Annotated in this window: 20 protein-coding genes and 1 pseudogene; 18 read left to right on the top strand and 3 right to left on the bottom strand. The window is 73.1% G+C overall.

The features are described 5' to 3' along the window. The first annotated feature begins 259 nt into the window (after positions 1-259). From GPJ59_RS08670 to GPJ59_RS08635, 8 genes are all read left to right on the top strand, one after another. Positions 260-1,243 (top strand): sugar ABC transporter substrate-binding protein, encoded by a 984-nt coding sequence (locus tag GPJ59_RS08670; RefSeq protein WP_219665883.1) that lies wholly within the window; start codon positions 260-262, stop codon positions 1,241-1,243. Next, on the top strand, positions 1,240-2,277 hold the full coding sequence (locus GPJ59_RS08665; RefSeq protein WP_219665882.1) for an ABC transporter permease: 1,038 nt from the start codon (positions 1,240-1,242) through the stop codon (positions 2,275-2,277). The genes GPJ59_RS08670 and GPJ59_RS08665 overlap by 4 nt, the downstream gene beginning before the upstream one ends. Then, positions 2,244-3,155: an ATP-binding cassette domain-containing protein gene (locus GPJ59_RS08660; protein ID WP_258024073.1), complete on the top strand. Its 912-nt coding sequence runs from the start codon at positions 2,244-2,246 to the stop codon at positions 3,153-3,155. The genes GPJ59_RS08665 and GPJ59_RS08660 overlap by 34 nt, the downstream gene beginning before the upstream one ends. Further along, positions 3,152-4,312 carry an ROK family glucokinase gene (locus tag GPJ59_RS08655; protein WP_219665881.1) on the top strand — a complete coding sequence of 387 codons (1,161 nt, stop codon included), beginning with the start codon at positions 3,152-3,154 and terminating at the stop codon, positions 4,310-4,312. The genes GPJ59_RS08660 and GPJ59_RS08655 overlap by 4 nt, the downstream gene beginning before the upstream one ends. Beyond that, positions 4,309-4,899, top strand: a complete 591-nt coding sequence (locus GPJ59_RS08650; protein WP_219665880.1) for a hypothetical protein — start codon at positions 4,309-4,311, stop codon at positions 4,897-4,899. The genes GPJ59_RS08655 and GPJ59_RS08650 overlap by 4 nt, the downstream gene beginning before the upstream one ends. 9 nt (positions 4,900-4,908) lie before the next feature. Next, complete coding sequence (locus GPJ59_RS08645; protein WP_219665879.1) at positions 4,909-5,541, top strand: MBL fold metallo-hydrolase; 633 nt, start codon at positions 4,909-4,911, stop codon at positions 5,539-5,541. A 69-nt stretch (positions 5,542-5,610) separates the two neighbouring features. Further along, positions 5,611-6,390, top strand: a complete 780-nt coding sequence (locus GPJ59_RS08640; RefSeq protein WP_219665878.1) for an exodeoxyribonuclease III — start codon at positions 5,611-5,613, stop codon at positions 6,388-6,390. Positions 6,391-6,406: 16 nt separating this feature from the next. Beyond that, the gene (locus tag GPJ59_RS08635) at positions 6,407-6,847 is read left to right on the top strand and encodes a DUF6278 family protein (RefSeq protein WP_219665877.1); all 441 of its coding nucleotides are present in this window, start codon (positions 6,407-6,409) and stop codon (positions 6,845-6,847) included. Between the two features lie 206 nt (positions 6,848-7,053). Here GPJ59_RS08635 and GPJ59_RS08630 read toward each other — a convergent pair whose 3' ends face one another. Beyond that, positions 7,054-8,229 carry a L,D-transpeptidase gene (locus GPJ59_RS08630; protein ID WP_219665876.1) on the bottom strand — a complete coding sequence of 392 codons (1,176 nt, stop codon included), beginning with the start codon at positions 8,227-8,229 and terminating at the stop codon, positions 7,054-7,056. 286 nt (positions 8,230-8,515) lie between these two features. Here GPJ59_RS08630 and GPJ59_RS08625 point away from each other — a divergent pair, with 286 nt between their 5' ends. From GPJ59_RS08625 to GPJ59_RS08600, 6 genes are read left to right on the top strand one after another with little or no spacing between them, the layout of a single operon-like run. After that, on the top strand, positions 8,516-9,697 hold the full coding sequence (locus tag GPJ59_RS08625; protein WP_308120199.1) for a lipid II:glycine glycyltransferase FemX: 1,182 nt from the start codon (positions 8,516-8,518) through the stop codon (positions 9,695-9,697). Next, a complete protein-coding gene (murJ, locus tag GPJ59_RS08620) occupies positions 9,694-11,451 on the top strand; it encodes a murein biosynthesis integral membrane protein MurJ (protein WP_374200811.1) in 1,758 nt (585 codons plus the stop codon). The genes GPJ59_RS08625 and murJ overlap by 4 nt, the downstream gene beginning before the upstream one ends. A 56-nt stretch (positions 11,452-11,507) precedes the next feature. Further along, entirely contained in the window at positions 11,508-12,188 is a 681-nt protein-coding gene (locus tag GPJ59_RS08615) for a response regulator transcription factor (protein WP_219665874.1), read from the top strand. A gap of 34 nt (positions 12,189-12,222) precedes the next feature. Then, the gene (locus GPJ59_RS08610; protein WP_219665873.1) at positions 12,223-13,722 is read left to right on the top strand and encodes a sensor histidine kinase; all 1,500 of its coding nucleotides are present in this window, start codon (positions 12,223-12,225) and stop codon (positions 13,720-13,722) included. Continuing rightward, positions 13,719-14,312 (top strand): hypothetical protein, encoded by a 594-nt coding sequence (locus GPJ59_RS08605; protein ID WP_219665872.1) that lies wholly within the window; start codon positions 13,719-13,721, stop codon positions 14,310-14,312. Before GPJ59_RS08610 ends, GPJ59_RS08605 begins: the two co-directional genes overlap by 4 nt. A gap of 60 nt (positions 14,313-14,372) precedes the next feature. Further along, positions 14,373-15,665: a cytochrome P450 gene (locus GPJ59_RS08600; protein WP_219665871.1), complete on the top strand. Its 1,293-nt coding sequence runs from the start codon at positions 14,373-14,375 to the stop codon at positions 15,663-15,665. On the opposite strand, the gene GPJ59_RS08595 is transcribed toward GPJ59_RS08600, so the two are convergent. After that, the gene (locus GPJ59_RS08595) at positions 15,625-16,350 is read right to left on the bottom strand and encodes a hypothetical protein (RefSeq protein ID WP_219665870.1); all 726 of its coding nucleotides are present in this window, start codon (positions 16,348-16,350) and stop codon (positions 15,625-15,627) included. The two genes, GPJ59_RS08600 and GPJ59_RS08595, sit on opposite strands and share 41 nt — an antisense overlap. Before the next feature lie 102 nt (positions 16,351-16,452). On the opposite strand from GPJ59_RS08595, the gene ggt reads away from it, so the two are divergent. Beyond that, the gene (gene ggt, locus GPJ59_RS08590) at positions 16,453-18,252 is read left to right on the top strand and encodes a gamma-glutamyltransferase (RefSeq protein ID WP_219665869.1); all 1,800 of its coding nucleotides are present in this window, start codon (positions 16,453-16,455) and stop codon (positions 18,250-18,252) included. A 38-nt stretch (positions 18,253-18,290) separates the two neighbouring features. Here the strand turns inward: ggt and map are convergent, their stop codons facing one another. Then, positions 18,291-19,058, bottom strand: a complete 768-nt coding sequence (gene map / locus GPJ59_RS08585) for a type I methionyl aminopeptidase (protein WP_219665868.1) — start codon at positions 19,056-19,058, stop codon at positions 18,291-18,293. Positions 19,059-19,122: 64 nt separating this feature from the next. Here map and GPJ59_RS08580 point away from each other — a divergent pair, with 64 nt between their 5' ends. The 3 genes and pseudogenes from GPJ59_RS08580 to GPJ59_RS08570 form a co-directional block, all read left to right on the top strand. Then, positions 19,123-19,377, top strand: coding sequence for a helix-turn-helix domain-containing protein (locus GPJ59_RS08580; protein ID WP_219665867.1), 255 nt, complete (start codon positions 19,123-19,125; stop codon positions 19,375-19,377). Between the two features lie 293 nt (positions 19,378-19,670). Beyond that, complete coding sequence (locus tag GPJ59_RS08575) at positions 19,671-20,051, top strand: PPOX class F420-dependent oxidoreductase (RefSeq protein ID WP_219665866.1); 381 nt, start codon at positions 19,671-19,673, stop codon at positions 20,049-20,051. Positions 20,052-20,097: 46 nt separating this feature from the next. Continuing rightward, a pseudogene (locus GPJ59_RS08570) lies at positions 20,098-20,387 on the top strand (hypothetical protein); the annotation flags it as partial.

The following is a 20,387-nucleotide window of genomic DNA, read 5'->3' as shown; positions in this document are numbered from 1 at the left end:
GTACGGGTCCCCTGTCAATCTGCCGACTGCCGATCTGCCGACTGCCGACTGCCGATCTGTTCGACCGCGCATCTGCCCGACCGCCCATCTGCCCGACGATGCCCGGCTGTGCCCCGATGACCCTCCAAGGTCCACTGTGGCGGATACTGGGCGGCTGAAACCTGAAATGACCAGGTTGTGACGACGAGTGACCAGCGAAGCGAAGGGATGGCACACCGACGTGTCTAGGCGACCTCGGGTTCGGACAGGAGCGCGCTGCGTGGGCGCCGTGCTCGCGGCGGCGCTGGCCGCCTCCCTCGCGGGGTGCAGCAGTACCGGCGGCAAGCGGGCCGCCGACGAGCGGGCGAAGGCCGCGGCCGCGGGCCGCCCGGCCGTGTCCACCCCGCGCTGGACCTTCGCGATGGTCACGCACGCCGGCGACGGGGACACCTTCTGGGACATCGTCCAGAAGGGTGCCCAGGAGGCCGCGGCGAAGGACAACATCAACTTCGTCTACTCCCACGACGACCAGGGACAGGCCCAGGCGCAGCTCGTCCAGAACGCCATCGACCAGCGGGTCGACGGCATCATCGTCAGCCTCGCCAAGCCCGAGGCCCTCAAGGACGTGGTCGGCAAGGCCGTCAAGGCCGGCATCCCGGTGGTCACCGTGAACTCCGGCGCGGACCGGTCGAAGGCGTACGGCGCCCTCACCCACATCGGACAGGACGAGGAGATCGCGGGCGAGGCCGTCGGCACCGAGCTGACCCGGCGCGGCCGCACCAAGGCCGTCTGTGTCCTGCACGAGTCCGGCAACGTGGGCCACGAGCAGCGCTGCGCCGGCGCGAAGAAGACCTTCGGCGGCACCCTGGAGAACCTCTACGTCGAGGGCACCAACATGCCCTCGGTGCAGGCCGCGATCCAGGCCAAGCTCCAGGCCGACCCGGCCGTGGACGCCGTCCTCACCCTCGGCGCCCCGTTCGCCGCCACCGCGGCCAAGGCCAAGGACACGGCCGGCAGCAAGGCGGAGATCGACACCTTCGACCTGAACCCGGCCGTCCTCCAGGGCCTGAAGTCCGACCAGCTCGGCTTCGCCGTCGACCAGCAGCCCTACCTCCAGGGCTACGAGGCCGTGGACCTGCTGTGGCTCTACCGCTACAACGCCAACACCCTCGGCGGCGGCCGCCCCGTGCTCACCGGCCCGCAGATCGTCACCAAGGACGACGCCGACGCACTGGCGGACTACATCAAGCGGGTGACCCGATGAGCGGGGCCTCCCTGCCGGCCGACGAACGCCTGGCGCCGGCCTCGCTCGCGCGGCGCCTGCTCGGCCGCCCCGAGCTCGGGGCCGTGGCCGGCGCCGCGGCCGTCTTCGTCTTCTTCTCCTTCGCCGCCGACAGCTTCCTGCGGGCCGCGAGCCTGAGCACGATCCTGTACTCCGCCTCCACCATCGGGATCATGGCCGTGCCGGTCGCGCTCCTGATGATCGGCGGGGAGTTCGACCTGTCCGCCGGCGTGATGGTCACCACCTCGGCACTGGTCACGTCGATGTTCAGCTACCAGCTCACCGCGAACGTGTGGGCCGGCGTCGCCGTCTCGCTGCTGGTCACCCTGGCCATCGGCCTCTTCAACGGTTTCATGCTGGTCCGTACCGAGCTGCCGAGCTTCATCATCACGCTCGGCACCTTCCTCATGCTGACCGGCCTGAACCTCGGCTTCACCAAGCTGATCAGCGGCGGGGTGTCCACCCAGGCCATCGGCGACATGGAGGGCTTCCCCTCCGCCAAGGCGCTCTTCGCCTCCCAGTGGGACATCGGCGGGGTCACCCTGAAGGTCACCATCCTGTGGTGGCTGGCGCTGGTCGCCCTGGCCACCTGGATCCTGCTGCGCACCCGCGCCGGGAACTGGATCTTCGCGGTCGGCGGCGGCGCGGACGCGGCCCGCGCGGTCGGCGTCCCCGTCGTCAAGACCCGGATCGGCCTCTACATGGGCGTCGCGCTGTGCGCCTGGATCTCCGGCCAGCACATCCTCTTCTCGTACGACGTCGTGCAGTCCGGCGAGGGCGTCGGCAACGAGTTCCTCTACATCATCGCGGCCGTCATCGGCGGCTGCCTGATGACCGGCGGCTACGGCTCCGCCGTCGGCGCGGCCGTGGGCGCCTTCATCTTCGGCATGACCAGCAACGGCATCGTGTACGCCCAGTGGAACCCCGACTGGTTCAAGTTCTTCCTCGGCGCGATGCTCCTTCTGGCCACCCTGCTCAACGCATGGGTGCGCAAGCGGGCGGAGGCACGCGCATGACCCCGGCGAACACGCGCACGACCCTGGTGAAGCTGACCGGCGTCAGCAAGTACTACGGCAACATCCGGGCCCTGGAAGGGGTCTCCCTGGAGGTCGCGGCCGGCGAGATCACCTGTGTGCTCGGCGACAACGGCGCGGGCAAGTCCACCCTCATCAAGATCATCTCGGGGCTGCACCGGCACGACGCCGGCAGCTTCGAGATCGAGGGGGAGGAGACCGTCCTCGCCAACCCGCGCGCCGCCCTGGACCGCGGCATCGCCACCGTCTACCAGGACCTCGCGGTGGTCCCGCTCATGCCGGTCTGGCGGAACTTCTTCCTCGGCTCCGAGCCCACCCGCGGCCGCGGCCCCTTCCGCCGCCTCGACGTCGGCCTCATGCGCGAGACCACCCGCGCCGAGCTGTTGCGCATGGGCATCGACCTGCGCGACGTCGACCAGCCCATCGGCACCCTCTCCGGCGGCGAGCGCCAGTGCGTGGCCATCGCCCGGGCGGTGTACTTCGGCGCCAAGGTCCTGGTCCTGGACGAGCCCACCGCCGCCCTCGGGGTCAAGCAGTCCGGCGTGGTCCTCAAGTACGTCGCGGCCGCCCGCGACGCCGGCCTCGGCGTGGTCCTCATCACGCACAACCCGCACCACGCCCACCTGGTCGGCGACCGGTTCGTACTGCTCAAGCGGGGCGTCATGGCAGGCAGCCACACCCGTGACTCGATCACCCTGGACGAGCTCACCCGGCAGATGGCCGGCGGCTCCGAGCTCGACGAGCTGAGCCACGAACTGGCGCGGGTGGCACAATCGCCCCAGGGGACGGGAGACACCCCGTACGACCAGGCGGCCCACCGGCCGGCCGACCGCACTCCGAGGGACGAACGCGACGCATGAGCACGTACCGGGACTTCACGCTCGCCCACCGGGGCTCGGCGCGAGGCACCGTCCTGCGCACCGTCGGCACCCGTGAGCGCCGCTCGCACCTGACCGCGCCCCGCGTCCCGACCGTCGGCATCGACATCGGCGGCACCAAGGTGATGGCCGGCGTGGTCGACGCGGACGGCGTCATCCTGGAGAAGCTGCGCACCGAGACCCCCGACAAGTCCAAGAGCCCCAAGGTGGTCGAGGACACCATCGTCGAGCTGGTCCTGGACCTCTCCGACCGGCACGACGTGCACGCGGTGGGCATCGGCGCGGCCGGCTGGGTCGACGCCGACCGCTCCCGGGTGCTCTTCGCCCCGCACCTGGCCTGGCGCGACGAGCCGCTGCGCGACGCCCTCCAGTCCCGCCTCGCGGTGCCGGTCATGGTGGACAACGATGCCAACACCGCCGCCTGGGCCGAGTGGCGCTTCGGCGCCGGCCGCGGCGAGGACCACCTGGTCATGATCACGCTGGGCACCGGCATCGGCGGGGCCATCCTGGAAGGCGGCCAGGTCAAGCGCGGCAAGTACGGCGTGGCCGGCGAGTTCGGCCACATGCAGGTCGTCCCCGGAGGCCACCGCTGCCCCTGCGGCAACCGCGGCTGCTGGGAGCAGTACAGCTCCGGCAACGCCCTGGTCCGCGAGGCCCGGGAGCTGGCCGCCGCCGACTCCCCGGTCGCCCACAGCATCATCGAGCGGGTCAAGGGTGAGGTCTCCGACATCACCGGGCCGCTGATCACCGAGCTGGCCCGCGAGGGCGACGCCATGTGCGTCGAGCTGCTCCAGGACATCGGCCAGTGGCTCGGCGTCGGCATCGCCAACCTCGCCGCCGCCCTCGACCCGTCGTGCTTCGTGATCGGCGGCGGCGTCAGCGCGGCCGACGACCTGCTGATCGGCCCGGCCCGGGATGCCTTCCGGCGCCACCTCACCGGCCGCGGCTACCGGCCCGAGGCCCGCATCACCAAGGCCCAGCTCGGCCCCGAGGCGGGTATGGTCGGCGCCGCGGACCTCGCCCGGCTCGTCGCCCGGCGGTTCCGCCGCGCCAACCGGCGCCGCGTCGAGCGCTACGAGCGGTACGCTCGGCTGGGCCGGCGCGACACCCCCGGCACCGAGAACCAGGAACAGCAGTGAACCCGCCCCCCACCCTGCCCCGCCAGGCCCCGTCCCCCGACGGGGGCGGCGGCCACCCGCCCGTCGAGGACCGCCGCCACGTCGTCAAGCGGCGCTGGCTGACCGCGATCATCATCGTGCTGCTGATCGGCGTACCGGCCGGCTACCTCTTCGTCTCCGCCCAGCAGAGCCGGGAGAGCGGGCGCGACAAGGCCGCCAAGGTCGGGGCGACGCACGTCCGCCCCGGCTGGCCCTCCCGGGTCCAGCGCAGCATCTACGAGGTGCCGATCCCGGACAAGGCCTGGCGGGTGGGGTACCTGGAGACCAACAACTGGCACACCAGCCGGCTCTACGTGCAGTTCGCGGTCACCCCGGAGGAGCTCGACGCCTTCCTCGCCTCGTACGGCGTCGGGCGCGACGACCTGACCCGGGGCGTCTCGATCAGCCGCCGCGACACCGATGCGGCAGGCTGGAGCTGGGACCAGCGCAACGCCTGGTACGGCACCACCCACGACCAGGCCGACCCGCGCCCCACCCAGGACATCACGGTGGACCTCAGCGACCCCGACAAGCCGAAGGTCTACGTGGTCTCCACGGCCACCCCGTAGCCTTGGATCATGAAGCTCACCAAGCGGCTCCACTCCTGTGTCCAGCTGGAGAAGGACGGACGCGTCCTCGTCATCGACCCCGGCGCGTTCAGCGAGGCGGACGCGGGGCTCGGCGCCGACGCCCTGCTGGTCACCCACGAGCACCCGGACCACTTCGACGAGGGCCGGCTGCGCGCCGCCCTCGACGCGAACCCGGCCGCCGAGCTGTGGACCCTGCGCAGCGTCGCGGACCGGATGGCCGCCGCCTACCCCGGCCGCGTCCACACCGTCGGTGACGGCGACGCCTTCACCGCCGCCGGGTTCGACGTCCAGGTGCACGGCGAGCTGCACGCCGTGATCCACCCCGACCTGCCGCGGATCACCAACGTGGGCTACCTGGTGGAGGGTTCCCTCTTCCACCCGGGCGACGCGCTGACCGTGCCCGGCGCCCCGGTGGAGACCCTGATGCTGCCCGTGCACGCGCCCTGGAACAAGATCAGTGAAGTGATCGACTACGTCCGCGAGGTCAAGCCCGCCCGGGCGATCGACATCCACGACGTCTTGCTCACCGACATCGCCCGCCCCGTCTACGACCGCTCCCTGGACCTGCTCGGCGGCGCCCCGCACTCCCGGCTGGCGGCCGGCGAGGCGACCGAGGTCTGACCTGTGCGGCAAGGCCCCGCGGCGGGCGCGTACCCGCCTCTGTCGGTGCCGGGCGGTAGGTTGGAGGGTATGCGTATCGCCACCTTCAACGTCAACTCCGTCACCGCCCGGCTGCCCCGCCTGCTGGCCTGGCTGGAGAGCTCCGGCACGGACGTGCTCTGCATCCAGGAGACCAAGTGCTCCGCGGAGCAGTTCCCCTTCGACGCGCTGCGCGAGCTGGGCTACGAGGCCGCGGCCAACTGCACCGGCCGGTGGAACGGCGTGGCGCTGGTCTCCCGGGTGGGCCTGGAGGACGTCGTCCCCGGGCTGCCCGGCGGCCCGGACTACGAAGGCGTGCAGGAGCCCCGGGCGATCTCGGCGACCTGCGGCGGGGTCCGCCTGTGGTCGGTCTACGTGCCCAACGGCCGCGAGGTCGAGCACGACCACTACGGCTACAAGCTCGACTGGTTCAAGGCCCTGACCACGGCCGTCGCCGAGGACGCGGCGGGCCCGCGGCCGTTCGCCGTGCTCGGCGACTTCAATGTGGCCCCGACCGACGAGGACGTCTTCGACCCGGCCGTCTTCGAGGGCCTGACCCACGTCACCCCCGCCGAGCGGGCCGCCCTGGAGGCCCTGCGCGCGGCCGGCCTGTCCGACGTCGTGCCGCGCCCGCTCAAGTACGACCGCCCCTACACGTACTGGGACTACCGCCAGCTGGCCTTCCCCAAGAACCGGGGCATGCGCATCGACCTGGTCTACGGCAACCAGGCCTTCGCCGGCGCGGTCAAGGACGCGTACGTGGACCGCGAGGAGCGCAAGGGCAAGGGAGCCTCGGACCACGCGCCGGTCGTTGTCGATCTGGACGTGTGATGCCACGCTGGACGGTATGAACATCCGCTTCCTGGGCAACTGGCTGAACCGGCACGAGGCAGGGCAGGGCGTGGCGCTGGCCGTCGCGTTCGCGGACGATCCCGAGGGCGTCGCGGAGATGTTCTCGGAGTGCGAGATGCTGCGCGCCCACGCGCGCGCGGCCGGGCTGGAGCTGGACGGGACCCCGGCCTCCCTGGAGGCCCTCGACCAGCTGATGCCCCGCTGGCGGCGGGACCCGGAGGCCGCGCCCTGGCTCGGCAACGACGCGGGCTTCTACCTGGGCACCGTGATCATCCGGACCGTCCCGGGGGCCCGTTGGCAGGTCTGGCCGAACGGCCAGCCCGTCGTGGTGCTGGCCTCGGGCCGCGAGCTGAACGTGATCGAGTCCGGGGTGTCCTGGGCGATGACCGGGTCCCCCGAGCTCTCCCAGGCGTACGCCGAGGCCTCCGAGGGCTGACGCAAGGACGGGCCGGCCCCGCCCGGCGGCAGCCGGAGATCACTGTTCGCGCAGCGGCACCGAGAGAGTACGAGGGATCGGTGCGCGGCGGGCAGAAGGTCAGCTGCGCGCCGGTGGGGCTGGGCTCGATTCCCCCGCCGGGGCCCGTCGTGGCGAGGTCGTGTCCTGCGGATCAGGCCGGCACGATCCACAGGACACGGCCCGGGTCAGCCGTTCTGCGGGGCGCCGGTCAGGGCGCTCTTGGCCTTCCACTGGTCCCAGGACAGGTTCCACTGGCCGTAGCCGTTGCCGATCTCCGCCTGGCCCTTGGAGCCCGAGCCGGTGACCTCGACCAGGTCGCCGATCTGGGACTCCCCGAAGAGCACCTTGGCGTCGGCGTCGCTCATCCCCACGCAGCCGGAACTGGCGTTGGCCCGCCCGAAGTTGCCGGCGTTCCAGGGGGCGGCGTGGATGTACATGCCCGACCAGGTCACGCGCATCGAGTAGTCGACCATCTTGTCGTAGGCGTTGTCCAGGCCCACCGTCTGGGAGTCCATCCGGATGGTGCCCTCCTTGGTCATCAGTACCATCTTCCCCGACCAGGAGGCCTTCTTGCCGCCGGGCGTGCCGGCCGAGACCGGGATCGTCCGCAGCGTCCTGCCGTCCTCGGTCACCGTCATCTTCTTGGTGTCGAGGTCCACCGTCAGCCGGCGGTCCTTGCCTATCTTGAACTCGGTGTTGTAGTCGCGGACGAAGTAGCCGCTGCCGGAGTCGACCCCGTTGAGGTCCATCTGCACCTTCACCTCGGTGCCCGACTTCCAGTACTCCTTGGGCCGCCAGTCCACCCGGTCGTTGCCGGTGTGGTCCTTGAACCAGCCCCACGAGCCCTCGGTGTTGTTCGAGGTGGTGACCTTGAGCTGCTTCTCGACCGCGGCCTTGTTCTTCACCGGGTTGTCGAAGACCAGCGAGATCGGCTGGGCGACGCCGACGATCCCGCCGATCGCCTTGCCCGGGACGATGGTGACCTTGTTCACCTTGTCCGCGGCCGTCGTCTTGAACTGCGCGTTCGCGCTCTGGCTCTCGGTGTTCTGCGCCTCGACCTTGTACTCCGTACCCGGCGCGGCGTTGCGCTCGGAGGTCCAGCTCTTGCCGTCGTCGGCTATCTTGCCCGCCAGCTCCCCGCCCTTGGTGTCGGTCACCTTGACCTGGGCGAGCTTGCCCTCGGCCAGCGAGACCTTCACCGGCTCGCCCGCCTTGACCTGGTCGCCCGCGAGGTTCACGGAGATGGCCATGGGCTTCTTGTCCGTCGCGCCCTTGCCGTCACCGCCCGAGTCGCCGGAGCCTCCCGAACCGCTCGAACAGGCGGTCAGTGCGGCGGCCAGGAGCGCCGCACCGACCGCCATGGCGGCATGACGGCTGCGTGCCCCGTGTACCTGGCGGTGCGGGTGTGCGGTACGGCGTGTGCGGCTCAACGAAATCCCCTCCGAAGTGATGACCGTTCGCAAAGAAGGATGCGGTTGCCCCGACTTTAGGTTGCGTCGGACGCCCGGAAATATCGGTCGGCGGGTTGTGACGGCGACCGCAGCAGAACGGTCATCGTCCGGTCACAATCACCGCTCGGCACGGTCACGGACCGCTGTGAGACTCCGGACCGTCCCCTTTCGAGAACCACGGGAAGGCCGAACAGCCGTGTGCGCACTGCTCCTCACCACCGCCCCGCAGGACCGGGCCCAGGACGACCACCGGCCGCCCGCCCTCACCCTGCGCGCCCTGACCGCCCGCCAGTACCTGGACTTCCTGGGCCGGCACCGCCAGGCCAGCTTCCTGCAGTACCCCTCGTGGGCCGGGGTCAAGGACCAGTGGCGCTCGGAATTCCTCGGCTGGCACCTGCCGTCGGGGGAGACCGTGGGCGGGGCGCTCGTTCTCTATCGCCAATTCCCCGGCACCCGCAAATACTTCGCCTACCTTCCCGAAGGCCCGGTCGTCGACTGGTCCGACCCGCACCTCGACCGCTGGCTCGACCCCCTCGTACGCCATCTGCGCGCCGCCGGCGCCTTCGCCGCCCGGATGGGCCCCGCCCCCGACTACCGCCGCTGGGACGCCGCCGACGTCAAGGCCGCCACCGCTGCGGGCCGCCGGATATCCGATGTCCTGGCCAGCCGGGTGGACCCGCTCGGCACCGCCGTCGCCGACCGGCTGCGCACCCGCGGCTGGCGGCGCTGCGGCGGTGAGTCCGACGGCGACGCCCAGCCCCGCCACGTCTTCCGCGTCCCGCTGACCGGCCGTACCCGCGACGACCTGTGGTCGGGGCTGAACCAGGAGTGGCGCCGCAATGTGCGCAAGGCCGCCAAGGAGGGCGTCGAGACCGTCCTCGGCACCGCCGCGGACCTGCCCGAGTTCCACCGGCTGCTGTGCCTCACCGAGGAGCGCGACGGCTTCCGGCTCGGCCGCTCGCTCGGCTACTACCAGCAGCAGTACGAGGCCCTCAACGCCGAGGAACCCGGCCGGATGCGGCTCTACCTGGCCCGGCACCGCGGCGAGATCCTCGCCGCCCACACCATGGTCGTGGCCGGCGCCCGGGTCTGGTACCAGACCGGCGCCTCCGCCGACCACCGCCGCGAGGTCCGCCCCAGCAACGCCCTGCAGTGGCGCATGCTGCGGGACGCGCACGCCCTCGGGGCGGACGAGTACGACATGCGCGGGGTACCCTCCACACTCGACCCGGCCGAACGCGCATTCGGGCTGCTGCGCTGGAAGCTCGGCACCGGCGGCCAGGTCGTGGAAACGCTCGGAGAGTGGGAGACCCCGATGGACGGCTACGCCAACACCGCGCTCTACAAGGCCTTCCAGGCCTACCTGGCCCGCCGGTGACGGCCACCGCCCCAGCCGCCGGCGCCGCCACCGCCCCCGGCGCGGCCACCGGGACCGCGGCCACCGGCACCGAGAGCACCGGCACCGCGGCCACCACCGGCACCGGGCCGGATGCCCGGCCCCCCGCCGCCACTGACGGGCCCGCCCCGGCCAAGACCTCCGTCCTGCGCAGCGGCGCGCTCATGGCCGCCGGCTCGATCGTCTCCCGGGCCACCGGATTCGTCCGCTCCGCCGTCGTCGTCGCCGCCCTCGGCACCGGGCTTCTCGGCGACGGCTACGCGGTCGCGAACACCGTCCCGAACATCCTCTACATGCTGCTCGTCGGCGGCGCCCTCAACGCCGTCTTCGTGCCCGAGCTGGTCCGCGCCGCCAAGGAGCACCGGGACGGCGGCGCCGCCTACACCGACCGGCTGCTGACCGCCTGCACGGCCCTGCTCGTGCTGCTCACCGCCGCCGCCGTGCTGGCCGCACCGCTGATCGTGGCCGCGTACACCCCGTACACCGGCAGCCAGGCGAGCACCACCGTGGCCCTGGCCCGCTACTGCCTGCCGCAGATCCTCTTCTACGGCCTGTTCACCCTGCTCGGCCAGGTGCTGAACGCCCGCGGCCGGTTCGGCGCGATGATGTGGACCCCGGTCCTGAACAACCTCGTCATCATCGGCGTCTTCGGCCTGTTCCTGTACCTCTCGCACCACGGCGGAGACGGCCTGACCGCCGGCGAGACCCGGCTGCTCGGCCTCGGCACCACCGCCGGCATCGTCGTCCAGGCCCTCGCCCTCGCCCCGTCGCTGCGCGCCGCCGGCTTCCGCTGGCGCCCCCGCTTCGACTGGCGCGGCCAGGGCCTGGCCCGGCCGCTGCGCAACGCGGGCTGGACGGTCCTGCTCGTGTTCACCAACCAGATCGGCTACTGGGTCGTCACCCGGCTGTCCACCACCGCCGGCGGCCACGCCGTGGACGCCGGCCTCGCGGGCGGCGCCGGATACACCGCCTACAGCAACGCCTACCAGCTGTGGATCGTCCCCCAGGGCATCATCACCGTCTCCCTGGTGACCGCCCTGATGCCCCGGATGAGCGCCGCCGCCACCGACGGCGACCTCACCGCGGTCCGCCGGGACGTGTCCTACGCGCTGCGCTCCAGCGCCGCCCTCGTCGTCCCGGCCGCCGCGCTCTTCGCCGCCCTCGCCCCCTGGGTGATGGGCAGCGTCTTCGGCTACGGGCGCACCGGCGCGGCCGACATCGAGGTCATGGCCGGCATGCTCGTGGCCTTCGCCCCCGGTCTGATCGCCTTCTCCGGCCAGTACGTCCTCTCCCGCGGCTTCTACGCCCTGTCCGACACCCGGACCCCGTTCTTCCTCAACCTGGTCATCGCCGGGCTCAACGCCGGCCTCTCTGCCGCCGCCTACCTGCTGCTGCCCCCGCGCTGGGCCGTCACCGGCATGGCCGCGGCCACCACCGTCGCCTTCGCCGCGGGCGCCGCGCTCACCGCGTACACCCTCGGCCGGCGGCTCGGCGGCGGACGCGTGCTGCGCTCCGCCGCCCTCGGCGTCCACCTGCGGCTGCTGCTCGCCTGCCTGCCGGCCGGCGCCGCCGCCCACGCCGTGGCCCGGGCCGCCGAACCCGCCGGGGACATTGCGGCCACCACGGCGGGAACCGCGGCCCTCGCCCTGATCGTCGTACTTCTCGCCCGGCCCCTGAGGCTGAGCGAGATCACCGACCTGCTCGACTCCCTGCGCCGCCGCCGTGCCCGGCAGTAGCCGCCGCTGCCCGACCGGCGCAGGAGGCGCACGAACCACCTGGGAACACTGACCCGATGCCACGCGTACTGCTGATCGAGGACGACCCCTCCGTACGGGAAGGGGTGAGCCTCGGCCTGCGCCGCCGCGGCCACGACGTGACCGCGGCCGAGACCGGCGAGGAGGGCCTGGAACTGCTCGCCGGCCTTCGCCCCGAACTGGTGCTGCTCGACCTCATGCTGCCCGGCATCAACGGCGTACAGGTCTGCCGGCGCATCCGCGAGACCAGCCAGGTCCCCATCATCATGCTCACCGCGCGCGGCGACGACTTCGACATCGTGGTGGGCCTGGAGGCCGGCGCCGACGACTACATCGTCAAACCCGCCCGCACCGAGGTCATCGAGGCCCGGATCAAGGCCGTGCTGCGCCGGCTCGGCGACACCGGAGGCAAACCGGGGGTGGAGTTCCACGGCGAGCTCGCCATAGACCGGGCCGGCCTGACCGTCGCGCGGAACGGCGAGCGGATCCCGCTCGCCCCCAGCGAGATCAAGCTGCTGCTGCACCTGTCGGCCTCGCCCGAGCAGGTCTTCAGCCGCCAGCAGCTCCTGGAGTACGTCTGGGAGCACAGCTACCACGCCGACGCCCGGCTGGTGGACGCGTGCGTACGCCGGCTGCGCCACAAGATCGAGGACCCGGCCCGCAGCCCCCGCTACATCCAGACCGTGCGCGGCTTCGGCTACCGCTTCGGCCCGCTGTGAGCCGGTGACGCCCGCCGTGCGACGGATCGCCCCGATGGGCCTGCGGACCCGCCTGATCGCCGCCTTCCTGCTGGTCGCCGCGATCAGCGCGGTCGGCACCGCCGCCCTGACCTACCGGCAGGCGCGCACCGCCGTCCTCACCCAGAGCCAGGACACGGCCGTCGCCAGCCTGCGCGAGCAGCTGAGCGAGTTCACCCTCCAACTGCCCGTCGACCAGCCGCAGCTCCAGCGCACCGTCTCCGAACTCGCCAAGCGCGGCAAGCCGCACGGCTGGACCGTCCACGGCGAGTACGGCAGCCTGCGCGCGAGCTCCGGCGGCGGGCCGGGCTCCCCGATGGTCACCGACGCCATGCGGGAGCAGTTCCGCGGCCGGCCGCACGGGGCCTTCCAACGGGTCACCGACCGCTCCGGCACCCCGTACGTCGTCGTCGGCATGCCCGCCGCCTTCCAGCACAACGGGCTCCGGCAGCCCACCGGCGCCGTCTTCTACGCCGTGATGCCGCTGGTCACCGAGCAGCAGACGGTCCGGCTGATGGTCGACGCCGCCCGCAACGGCGCCCTGCCCGGACTCGCCGTCGCCGTGGTGCCCGCCCTGCTCGCCGCGCGCAGCGTGCTCCGCCCCGTCCGCGACCTGCGCAAGGCCGCCCAGCGGCTGGGCCGCGGGCAGCTGGACACCCGGATCGAGGTCCGCGGGGCCGACGAACTCGCCGGGCTCGCCCGCACCTTCAACGAGACCGCCGGCGCCCTCCAGGCCTCCGTCGAGGAGCTCCGGCAGGCCGAGGCGCGGGCCCGCCGGTTCGCCGCCGACGTCTCGCACGAGCTGCGCACACCGCTCACGGGCATGCTCGCCGTCACCGAGGTGCTCGACGAGGACGCCGAACGCCTCGATGCGGACACCGCCCGCGCCCTGCGGCTGATCAGCGCCGAGACCGGCAAACTCGCCGTCCTCGTCGAGGACCTCATGGAGATCTCCCGCTTCGACGCCCGCGCCGCCGAGCTCAACCTCGACGAGGTGGACCTCGCCGAGGCCGTCGGCAAGACCCTCGAACGCCGGCACTGGGACGACGGGCGGGTGCTCACCGACCTGCCGCAGGGCGTGCGGGCCCGGCTCGACCCGCGCCGCTTCGACGTGGTGCTCGCCAACCTCGTCGGCAACGCCCTCAAGCACGGCGGCGCCCCCGTACGCGTCTCCGCGCGCACCGAGCCCCGGGCCGGCGGCGACCGGCTGACCGTACGGGTCGCCGACAGCGGCCCCGGCATCGCGCCCGAGGTGCTGCCGCACATCTTCGACCGCTTCTACAAGGCGGACGCCGCCCGCACCCGGTCCGCCGGATCGGGGCTCGGCCTCGCCATCACCAGGGAGAACGTCCACCTGCACGGCGGCACCGTCAGCGCGGCCAACGGCCCCGGCGGCGGGGCCGTGTTCACCGTGGAGATGCCGCTGGAGGCCGCCCTGCGGACCCTCCTGACGGACCACGGCGGGCAGCCGCTCCCGACCGCCGGGCCACGGGCGCTCCCGGAGGCCCGGGCATGACCCGTAACGCGCCATCGTCCGCCGTCCGCGGCGCTGTCCGCGGCCCCGTCCTCGCTCGGGTGCCCGCCCGCATCCGCGCTCGGGTCCCCGTCCGCGGCCTCGTCGGTGCCGCCGCCGTGCTCGGCTGCCTGCTGTCGGCCGCCGGCTGCGGCATCAAACCCACCGACGTGATCCAGAGCGGCCAGCCCGCCACCGTCACCGTGCTGACCCAGGAGGACCACGCCCAGGCGGTCTACTTCCTCGGGCCGTCCGGCGAACTCCTCCCGGTCATGTTCTACGACGTCGCGCCGCCCACGCCCACCGACGTGCTGAAGCGGCTGCTGCGCGGACCCGGCCCCGGCGAGCAGGCGGCCGGGTTGCGCACCGAGGTACCGGTGGCGAACATCACCGTGGGCGTCGGACCGGAGGTGGAGACCCTCGAACCGGGCGCGCGCCGGGCCCGGCTGCCCTTCCCGGTGCGCAAGCTGTCCGCGAACGCCCAGCGGCAGCTGGTGTGCACGATCGCCCGGGCGGAGCCGAGCGGCACCTCCGAGGTCGTCCTCGCCGGGCCGGACGGCGAACTCGACCCCGCCCGCTGCATGGTGGGGTGACCCCCGTCCCCTTGCGGCGTCCCCTTGCGGCCGGGGTCCACCACCGGCCACCGTGGCCCCATGGACCACGCCGCGGACGTCCCGGACGTCTTCGACCCCCGCATCCACGCCGCCGGCCTGCCGTACGAGCGCTACCGCGTGCTGCGCGACCGTTTCCCGGTCGCCTGGCAGCCCGAGCCGGAAGTCCTCGGCTGGCCCGCCGGACCCGGCTTCTGGGCCGTCACCCGGCACGCCGACGTGGTCCGGGTGCTGCGCGACCACCGCACGTACTCCTCGTACCTGGGTGCCACCCAGATCCGCGACCCCGACCCGGCCGATCTGCCGTTCATCCGGCGCACCATGCTCAACCAGGACCCCGCCCCGGGGCCGCGCGGCCCCGGGCAGGCCCCCACCGACCACGGCCGGCTGCGGCGGCTGGCCGCCCGCGCCTTCACCCCGGCCCGGGTCGACGCCTTCGCCGGGCGGGTCCGCGAGCGGGCCCGGACGCTGCTGGCCGCCGCCCGCGAGAGCGCCGAGGACGGCGCCGCCGACGTGGTGCGCACCGTCACCGACGAGTACGCCCTGCTGAACCTGACCGACCTGCTGGGCGTCCCGGAGGCCGACCGGGGCCTGCTGCTGGAGTGGACCGTACGGATCATCGGCTACCAGGACCCCGAGGACGCCCCCGAACCGGTCCTCGGCCCCGACGGAAAACCGCAGAACCCGCGCTCCCCGGCCCTGCTGGGCGAGATGTTCGGGTACGCGCGCGAGCTGGCCGAGGCCAAGCGGCGGCGCCCCGGGGACGACCTGATGACCGCACTGGCCCATGCCGGCCTGGACGACGCCGAGCTGGAGATGTTCTTCTTCCTGCTGACCGTCGCCGGCAACGACACCGTACGCAGCGCCGCCCCCGGCGGACTGCTCGCCCTCGCCCGCAACCCCGGCGCCTACCGGGAGTTCGCCGCCGGCCGGGTCCCGGTGGACCGCGCCGTGGAGGAACTCCTGCGCGTCCACCCGCCCGTCCTCAGCTTCCGCCGGACGGCCGCCGCCGACACCGAACTCGCCGGACAGCCGATCCGCGCCGGGGACAAGGTGGTGGTCTTCCACGCCGCCGCCAACCACGACGAGCGGGTCTTCGCCGAGCCCGAACGGCTCGACCTGGCCCGCACGCCCAATCCGCACGTCTCCTTCGGCGACGGCCCGCACGTCTGCCTCGGCGCCCACTTCGCCCGGCTCCAGCTGCGCGTCCTGCACGAGGAGTGGCGCGCCGCCATGCCCGCCCCGCAACTCACTGGCCCGCCCCGGGGCCTGGTGTCCAACTTCATCAACGGCGTCACACGGCTGCCGCTGCGGGTGTCCGGGCCGCGTCGGTGACATCGGCGACCAGCTCGGTCACGTCCGGCCCGTAGGCCTGGGAGTTGACCACCTTGAGCACCAGGGCGAACGCCCTGTCCTTGTACGTGCGGGCCAGGCGCTCGTGGTGCCGGGCCAGATAGCGGGCGCCGGCCTGGTTGCTCACCGCCGTCTGCCCGCAGAGCAGGAACACCGGGCGGGCGCCCTCCCGCGTGGTCAGCCGGGCCAGCAGGACGTACTCCACCGCGCCCTTGTCCCAACGGTACGTCTCCCCGTCCACTGTGATCGCCCCCCGCTCCGGGCCGGGGTCGGTGTCGATGTTGATGCGGACACCCGGCAGCATCGAGGCCAGATGGGCGGCCGTACGGGAGTTGGAGGAAGGACCGCCGACACAGAACTCGGCGCGCTCGCCGAAGCCCTGGCGGGCGCCGTCGTGGGTCACGATCTGCACGGTGGCCCCGCAGTCCTTGATCAGCGCGGAGACCTCCAGCAGCGCGAACGCGTCGTTGCGGTGCACCGACCGGTCGGAGTCGCCCATGTGCCGGCCCACCACGAACAGGCAGTCCGAGCCGGTCGGCAGCCCGAAGAAGGCCTGCTTTCGGCGGAGTCTGCGGCGCCACAGATACGTCCGGCCGAACCAGCCGAAGCCGCCGCTGACGGCGGTGGCTATCACCCCGAGCACGATGTTGCGCACGTCGTCGTTCATGCGGCGGATCGTATCGGCGACGACGCGCCGCTGACGCGGGCCGTGCGGTGAAGTTACAGTGCCGCTTCCAGGCCCCGTGCAGGCCCTCGACCGGAGGTACGGATGCGTCGTCCCGCCGCACGTCAGTTAGCGCTCGTCGCCCTCGCCGGGGCGCTCGTCTCCACCGGAGCCGCCGCCCCGCCCCCGGCCGCCGGCACCCCCGCCAAGGTCCCGGTCGCCGCCGGCTACGGAGGGGCCGTCGCCAGCGTCGACGCCGACGCCTCCGCGGCGGGCATCGCCGTACTGCGCTCCGGCGGCAACGCCGTGGACGCCGCCGTCGCCACCGCCGCCGCGCTCGGCGTCACCGAGCCGTACTCGGCCGGCATCGGCGGCGGCGGATACTTCGTCTACTACGACGCGGCCACCCGCCGGGTGCACACCGTCGACGGCCGCGAGACCGCGCCCGCCTCCGCCACCGAGACCCTCTTCCAGGAGAACGGCGTCCCCATCCCGTTCGCCGAGGGCATGACCAGCGGCCGGTCCGTCGGCGTCCCCGGTACGCCGGCCACCTGGCGGACCGCCCTCGACGCGTGGGGGTCGCGGCCGCTGGACAAGCTGCTGAAGCCCGCCGTGAAGCTCGCCCGGGACGGCTTCACCGTGGACGCCACCTTCCGCGCCCAGACCGAGGCCAACCAGGCCCGGTTCAAGGACTTCCCGGACACCGCGAAGCTGTTCCTGCCCGGCGGGCAGCTCCCGGTCGTCGGCTCCACCTTCAAGAACCCCGACCTGGCGGCCACGTACGCCGAGATCGCCCGCAAGGGCACCGGCGCCATGTACCGGGGGCCGATCGCCGACGACATCGTGAACACGGTCCGCAAGCCCCCGGTGGACCCCGCCGCCACCCGGGTGGTGCGGTCCGGCGACCTGACCGCCGCCGACCTGGGCGCGTACCGCACCAAGCGGCAGCAGCCCACACAGATCCGCTACCGCGGCCTGGACGTCTTCAGCATGGCCCCGTCCTCCTCCGGCGGCACCACCGTCGGCGAGGCGCTCAACATCCTGGAGGGCGCGGACCTCGGCAAGCTGTCCGAGGCCCAGTACCTGCACCGCTTCATCGAGGCCTCCCGGATCTCCTTCGCCGACCGCGGCCGCTGGGTCGGCGACCCGGCCGCCGTGGACGTGCCCACCCGGCAGCTGCTCTCCCAGCGCTTCGCCGACAGCCGCGCCTGCCTGATCTCCCCGGACCGGGCCCTGACCAGCCCGGTCGCCCCCGGTGACCCGCGCGACCCGGCTCCCTGCGCCACCACCGGCAAGGCGGCGCCCACTACGTACGAGGGGGAGAACACCACCCACCTCACGGTCGCCGACCGCTGGGGCAACGTCGTGTCGTACACCCTGACCATCGAGTCCACCGGCGGCAGCGCCATCACCGTGCCCGGCCGCGGCTTCCTGCTCAACAACGAGCTGACGGACTTCTCCTTCGCGCCGGCGGCCCCCGGTGTCCCGGACCCGAACCTGCCCGGTCCCGGCAAGCGGCCGCGGTCGTCGATGTCGCCGACGATCGTGCTGCAGGACGGCCGCCCGCTGCTCGCGGTCGGCTCGCCCGGCGGAGCCACCATCATCACCACCGTGCTCCAGACCCTGACCGGGCATCTCGACCGGGGGCTGCCGCTGGTCGAGGCGATCGCCGCGCCGCGGGCCAGCCAGCGCAACCAGACCACCACCGAGCTGGAACCGGGGCTGTGGAACAGCCCGCTGCGCGCCGAGCTGGAGGCCCTCGGCCAGGGCTTCCGGCAGAACCCCGAGATCGGCGCCGCCACCGGGGTCCAGCGGCTCCCGGACGGCCGCTGGCTGGCCGCGGCGGAGAAGACCCGCAGGGGAGGCGGCTCGGCGATGGTCGTCCACCCGCACGGCAGGCCGTAGGGCCAGGTCGTAGGGCCGAGCCGTAGGGCCCGTTCGGCCTAGAGAGCGGTGAGGACCCGTGGGCCGTCGGCGGTGACCGCGACCGTGTGCTCGGCGTGCGCGGCGCGGCTGCCGTCGGTGGTCCGCAGGGTCCAGCCGTCGGGGTCGGTGCGGTAGTCGTCCGTGCCGCCCGCGATCAGCATCGGCTCGATCGCCAGCACCATGCCGGGGCGCAGCAGCATGCCGCGCCCCGGCCGGCCCTCGTTGGGCACGTCCGGGCCCTCGTGCATGCTGCGGCCCACCCCGTGGCCGCCGTAGCCCTCCATGACGCCGTACCCCGCCGCGCGGACGACCGAGCCGACGGCGTGGGCGATGTCCCCGATCCGCCGGCCCGGCCGGGCCTGCTCGATGCCGGCCGCGAGCGCGGCCTCGGCCGCCCCGATGAGCCGGAGGTCGGCGGGCCGGGCCCGGCCGACGGTGAAGCTGACGGCCGCGTCCCCGACCCAGCCGCCGAGCCGGGCCCCGCAGTCGATGCTGACCAGGTCGCCGTCGCGCAAGCAGTAGTCGCCGGGGATGCCGTGCACGATCGCGTCGTTGACGGAGGCGCACACGACGGCGGGGAAGGGCACCGGGGCGAAGTGCGGGCGGTACCCCAGGAACGGCGAGGTCGCCCCCGCCTCGCGCAGCACGGCCCGGGCCGTGCCGTCCAGCTCGCGCAGCGAGCTGCCGACCCGCGCCTCCTTCCGTACGGCCGCCAGGGCGCGGGCGACCACCCGGCCTGCCTCACGCATCGCGTCGATCTCGTCAGTCGTCTTGAGTTCCACCATGCCAATAACTATACCGGTATAAGAATCACGGTAAAGAAATGGGGGTGCGGGGTAGGATCCAGGCATGGTCCGTACCCCCCTGACCCCCGAGGAGCGCGAGCGCGGCGAGCGCCTGGGCGCGCTGCTCCGCGAGGCGCGCGGCGGCCGCAGCATGGTCGACGTGGCCGCGGCCGCCGGGCTCTCCGCCGAGACCCTCCGCAAGATCGAGACCGGCCGGGCGCCGACACCCGCCTTCTTCACCGTCGCCGCCCTCGCCCAGGCCCTGGGCCTGTCGATGGACGACCTCCTGCGGCGCTGCGTGCTCGCACCCGCGCTCTGACGTCCGCCGCCGGGACGGCCCCCGGGGCCGAACGGCGCAATCGGTGGTGGACGTGCCGGGTTCCGGGGCACAGCTGAAGGCGTGTCAGCACGGAACGCATCCCAGCGACTCGGTTTCGGTCTCCTCGGCGCGCTCCTGGCGGGCGGCCTGCTGCTCGCCGCCTGCGTGGCCCCCGACGGCCGCTCCCGCGACCGGTGCGGGGCGGGGGACCGGCTGTCGGGTCCCGGCGGGCACGGCGGACATCCTGAATGCGGCCTGGGACGGGGTCACCCGCGCGGGCTAGGGTTGCGGCCATGAGTCTTGAGCAGCTCGGCGCCAGCAGATACGTCAGCCTCACCACCTACCGCAAGGACGGCACGCCGGTGGCCACCCCGGTGTGGGTCGCGGCGGAGGGCGGCGAGCTCTTCGTCTGGACCCGCACCGACAGCTGGAAGGTCAAGCGGATCCGCAACAACGGGCGGGTCACGCTGTCCCCCTGCGACGTGCGCGGCCGCGTACCGGCCGGGGCGCCCGTGGTGGAGGGCGAGGCCCGGCTGCTGGACGAGCAGGGGCTGGGGCGGGTGCGCCGGCTGATGGCGCGCAAGTACACCTGGCAGTTCTGGGCCACCGACATCCCCGGCATGATCGTCCGGCGCGGCAAGCGGCCGCACACCGCGATCGCCGTCAAGCTTTGAGACTCCCGTAGTCCGCCCGTAACACGGGTGGTATGCAATGCCGTGCATGCAGACGGCGATGAGTGAACTGGCCTCGTACATCCGCGGATTGACGGCGCTGCTCGATCCCGGCGCCGGATGGTACGGCGAATTCCTGCGACGTGATCCCGACGGTGTGCGGGCCTGTCTGGACGGTTCCGCGCTGCCGCCCTGGGACGTCCTGGAGTCGCTGCTCCAGGACCTGGCGGAGGTGCGCGGGCCGGACGCGGCCGCGCAGCACACCCGGCGGGCGGCCGGTCTGCGCCGGGCGGCTGCCGCCGGCTACGACCGCCGCCCGGGCGGCGCGGAGGACCTGCG

It is taken from the genome of Streptomyces bambusae (genome assembly GCF_019400985.1).
Classification (GTDB): domain Bacteria; phylum Actinomycetota; class Actinomycetes; order Streptomycetales; family Streptomycetaceae; genus Streptomyces; species Streptomyces bambusae_A.
Note: the sequence above shows the minus strand (reverse complement) of the source record. Positions and strands in the feature narration are given on the sequence as shown.

Bases quoted from the DNA above. Each gene is read 5' to 3' on its own strand.
- map (WP_219665868.1), bottom strand. From the start codon at position 19,058: ATGGTGGAACTCAAGACGACTGACGAGATCGACGCGATGCGTGAGGCA.
- GPJ59_RS08615 (WP_219665874.1), top strand. From the start codon at position 11,508: ATGCCACGCGTACTGCTGATCGAGGACGACCCCTCCGTACGGGAAGGG.
- GPJ59_RS08610 (WP_219665873.1), top strand. From the start codon at position 12,223: ATGGGCCTGCGGACCCGCCTGATCGCCGCCTTCCTGCTGGTCGCCGCG.
- GPJ59_RS08655 (WP_219665881.1), top strand. From the start codon at position 3,152: ATGAGCACGTACCGGGACTTCACGCTCGCCCACCGGGGCTCGGCGCGA.
- GPJ59_RS08600 (WP_219665871.1), top strand. From the start codon at position 14,373: ATGGACCACGCCGCGGACGTCCCGGACGTCTTCGACCCCCGCATCCAC.
- GPJ59_RS08595 (WP_219665870.1), bottom strand. From the start codon at position 16,350: ATGAACGACGACGTGCGCAACATCGTGCTCGGGGTGATAGCCACCGCC.
- GPJ59_RS08660 (WP_258024073.1), top strand. From the start codon at position 2,244: ATGGGTGCGCAAGCGGGCGGAGGCACGCGCATGACCCCGGCGAACACG.
- GPJ59_RS08605 (WP_219665872.1), top strand. From the start codon at position 13,719: ATGACCCGTAACGCGCCATCGTCCGCCGTCCGCGGCGCTGTCCGCGGC.
- GPJ59_RS08645 (WP_219665879.1), top strand. From the start codon at position 4,909: ATGAAGCTCACCAAGCGGCTCCACTCCTGTGTCCAGCTGGAGAAGGAC.
- ggt (WP_219665869.1), top strand. From the start codon at position 16,453: ATGCGTCGTCCCGCCGCACGTCAGTTAGCGCTCGTCGCCCTCGCCGGG.
- GPJ59_RS08580 (WP_219665867.1), top strand. From the start codon at position 19,123: ATGGTCCGTACCCCCCTGACCCCCGAGGAGCGCGAGCGCGGCGAGCGC.
- GPJ59_RS08575 (WP_219665866.1), top strand. From the start codon at position 19,671: ATGAGTCTTGAGCAGCTCGGCGCCAGCAGATACGTCAGCCTCACCACC.
- GPJ59_RS08665 (WP_219665882.1), top strand. From the start codon at position 1,240: ATGAGCGGGGCCTCCCTGCCGGCCGACGAACGCCTGGCGCCGGCCTCG.
- GPJ59_RS08635 (WP_219665877.1), top strand. From the start codon at position 6,407: ATGAACATCCGCTTCCTGGGCAACTGGCTGAACCGGCACGAGGCAGGG.
- GPJ59_RS08630 (WP_219665876.1), bottom strand. From the start codon at position 8,229: ATGGCGGTCGGTGCGGCGCTCCTGGCCGCCGCACTGACCGCCTGTTCG.
- GPJ59_RS08640 (WP_219665878.1), top strand. From the start codon at position 5,611: ATGCGTATCGCCACCTTCAACGTCAACTCCGTCACCGCCCGGCTGCCC.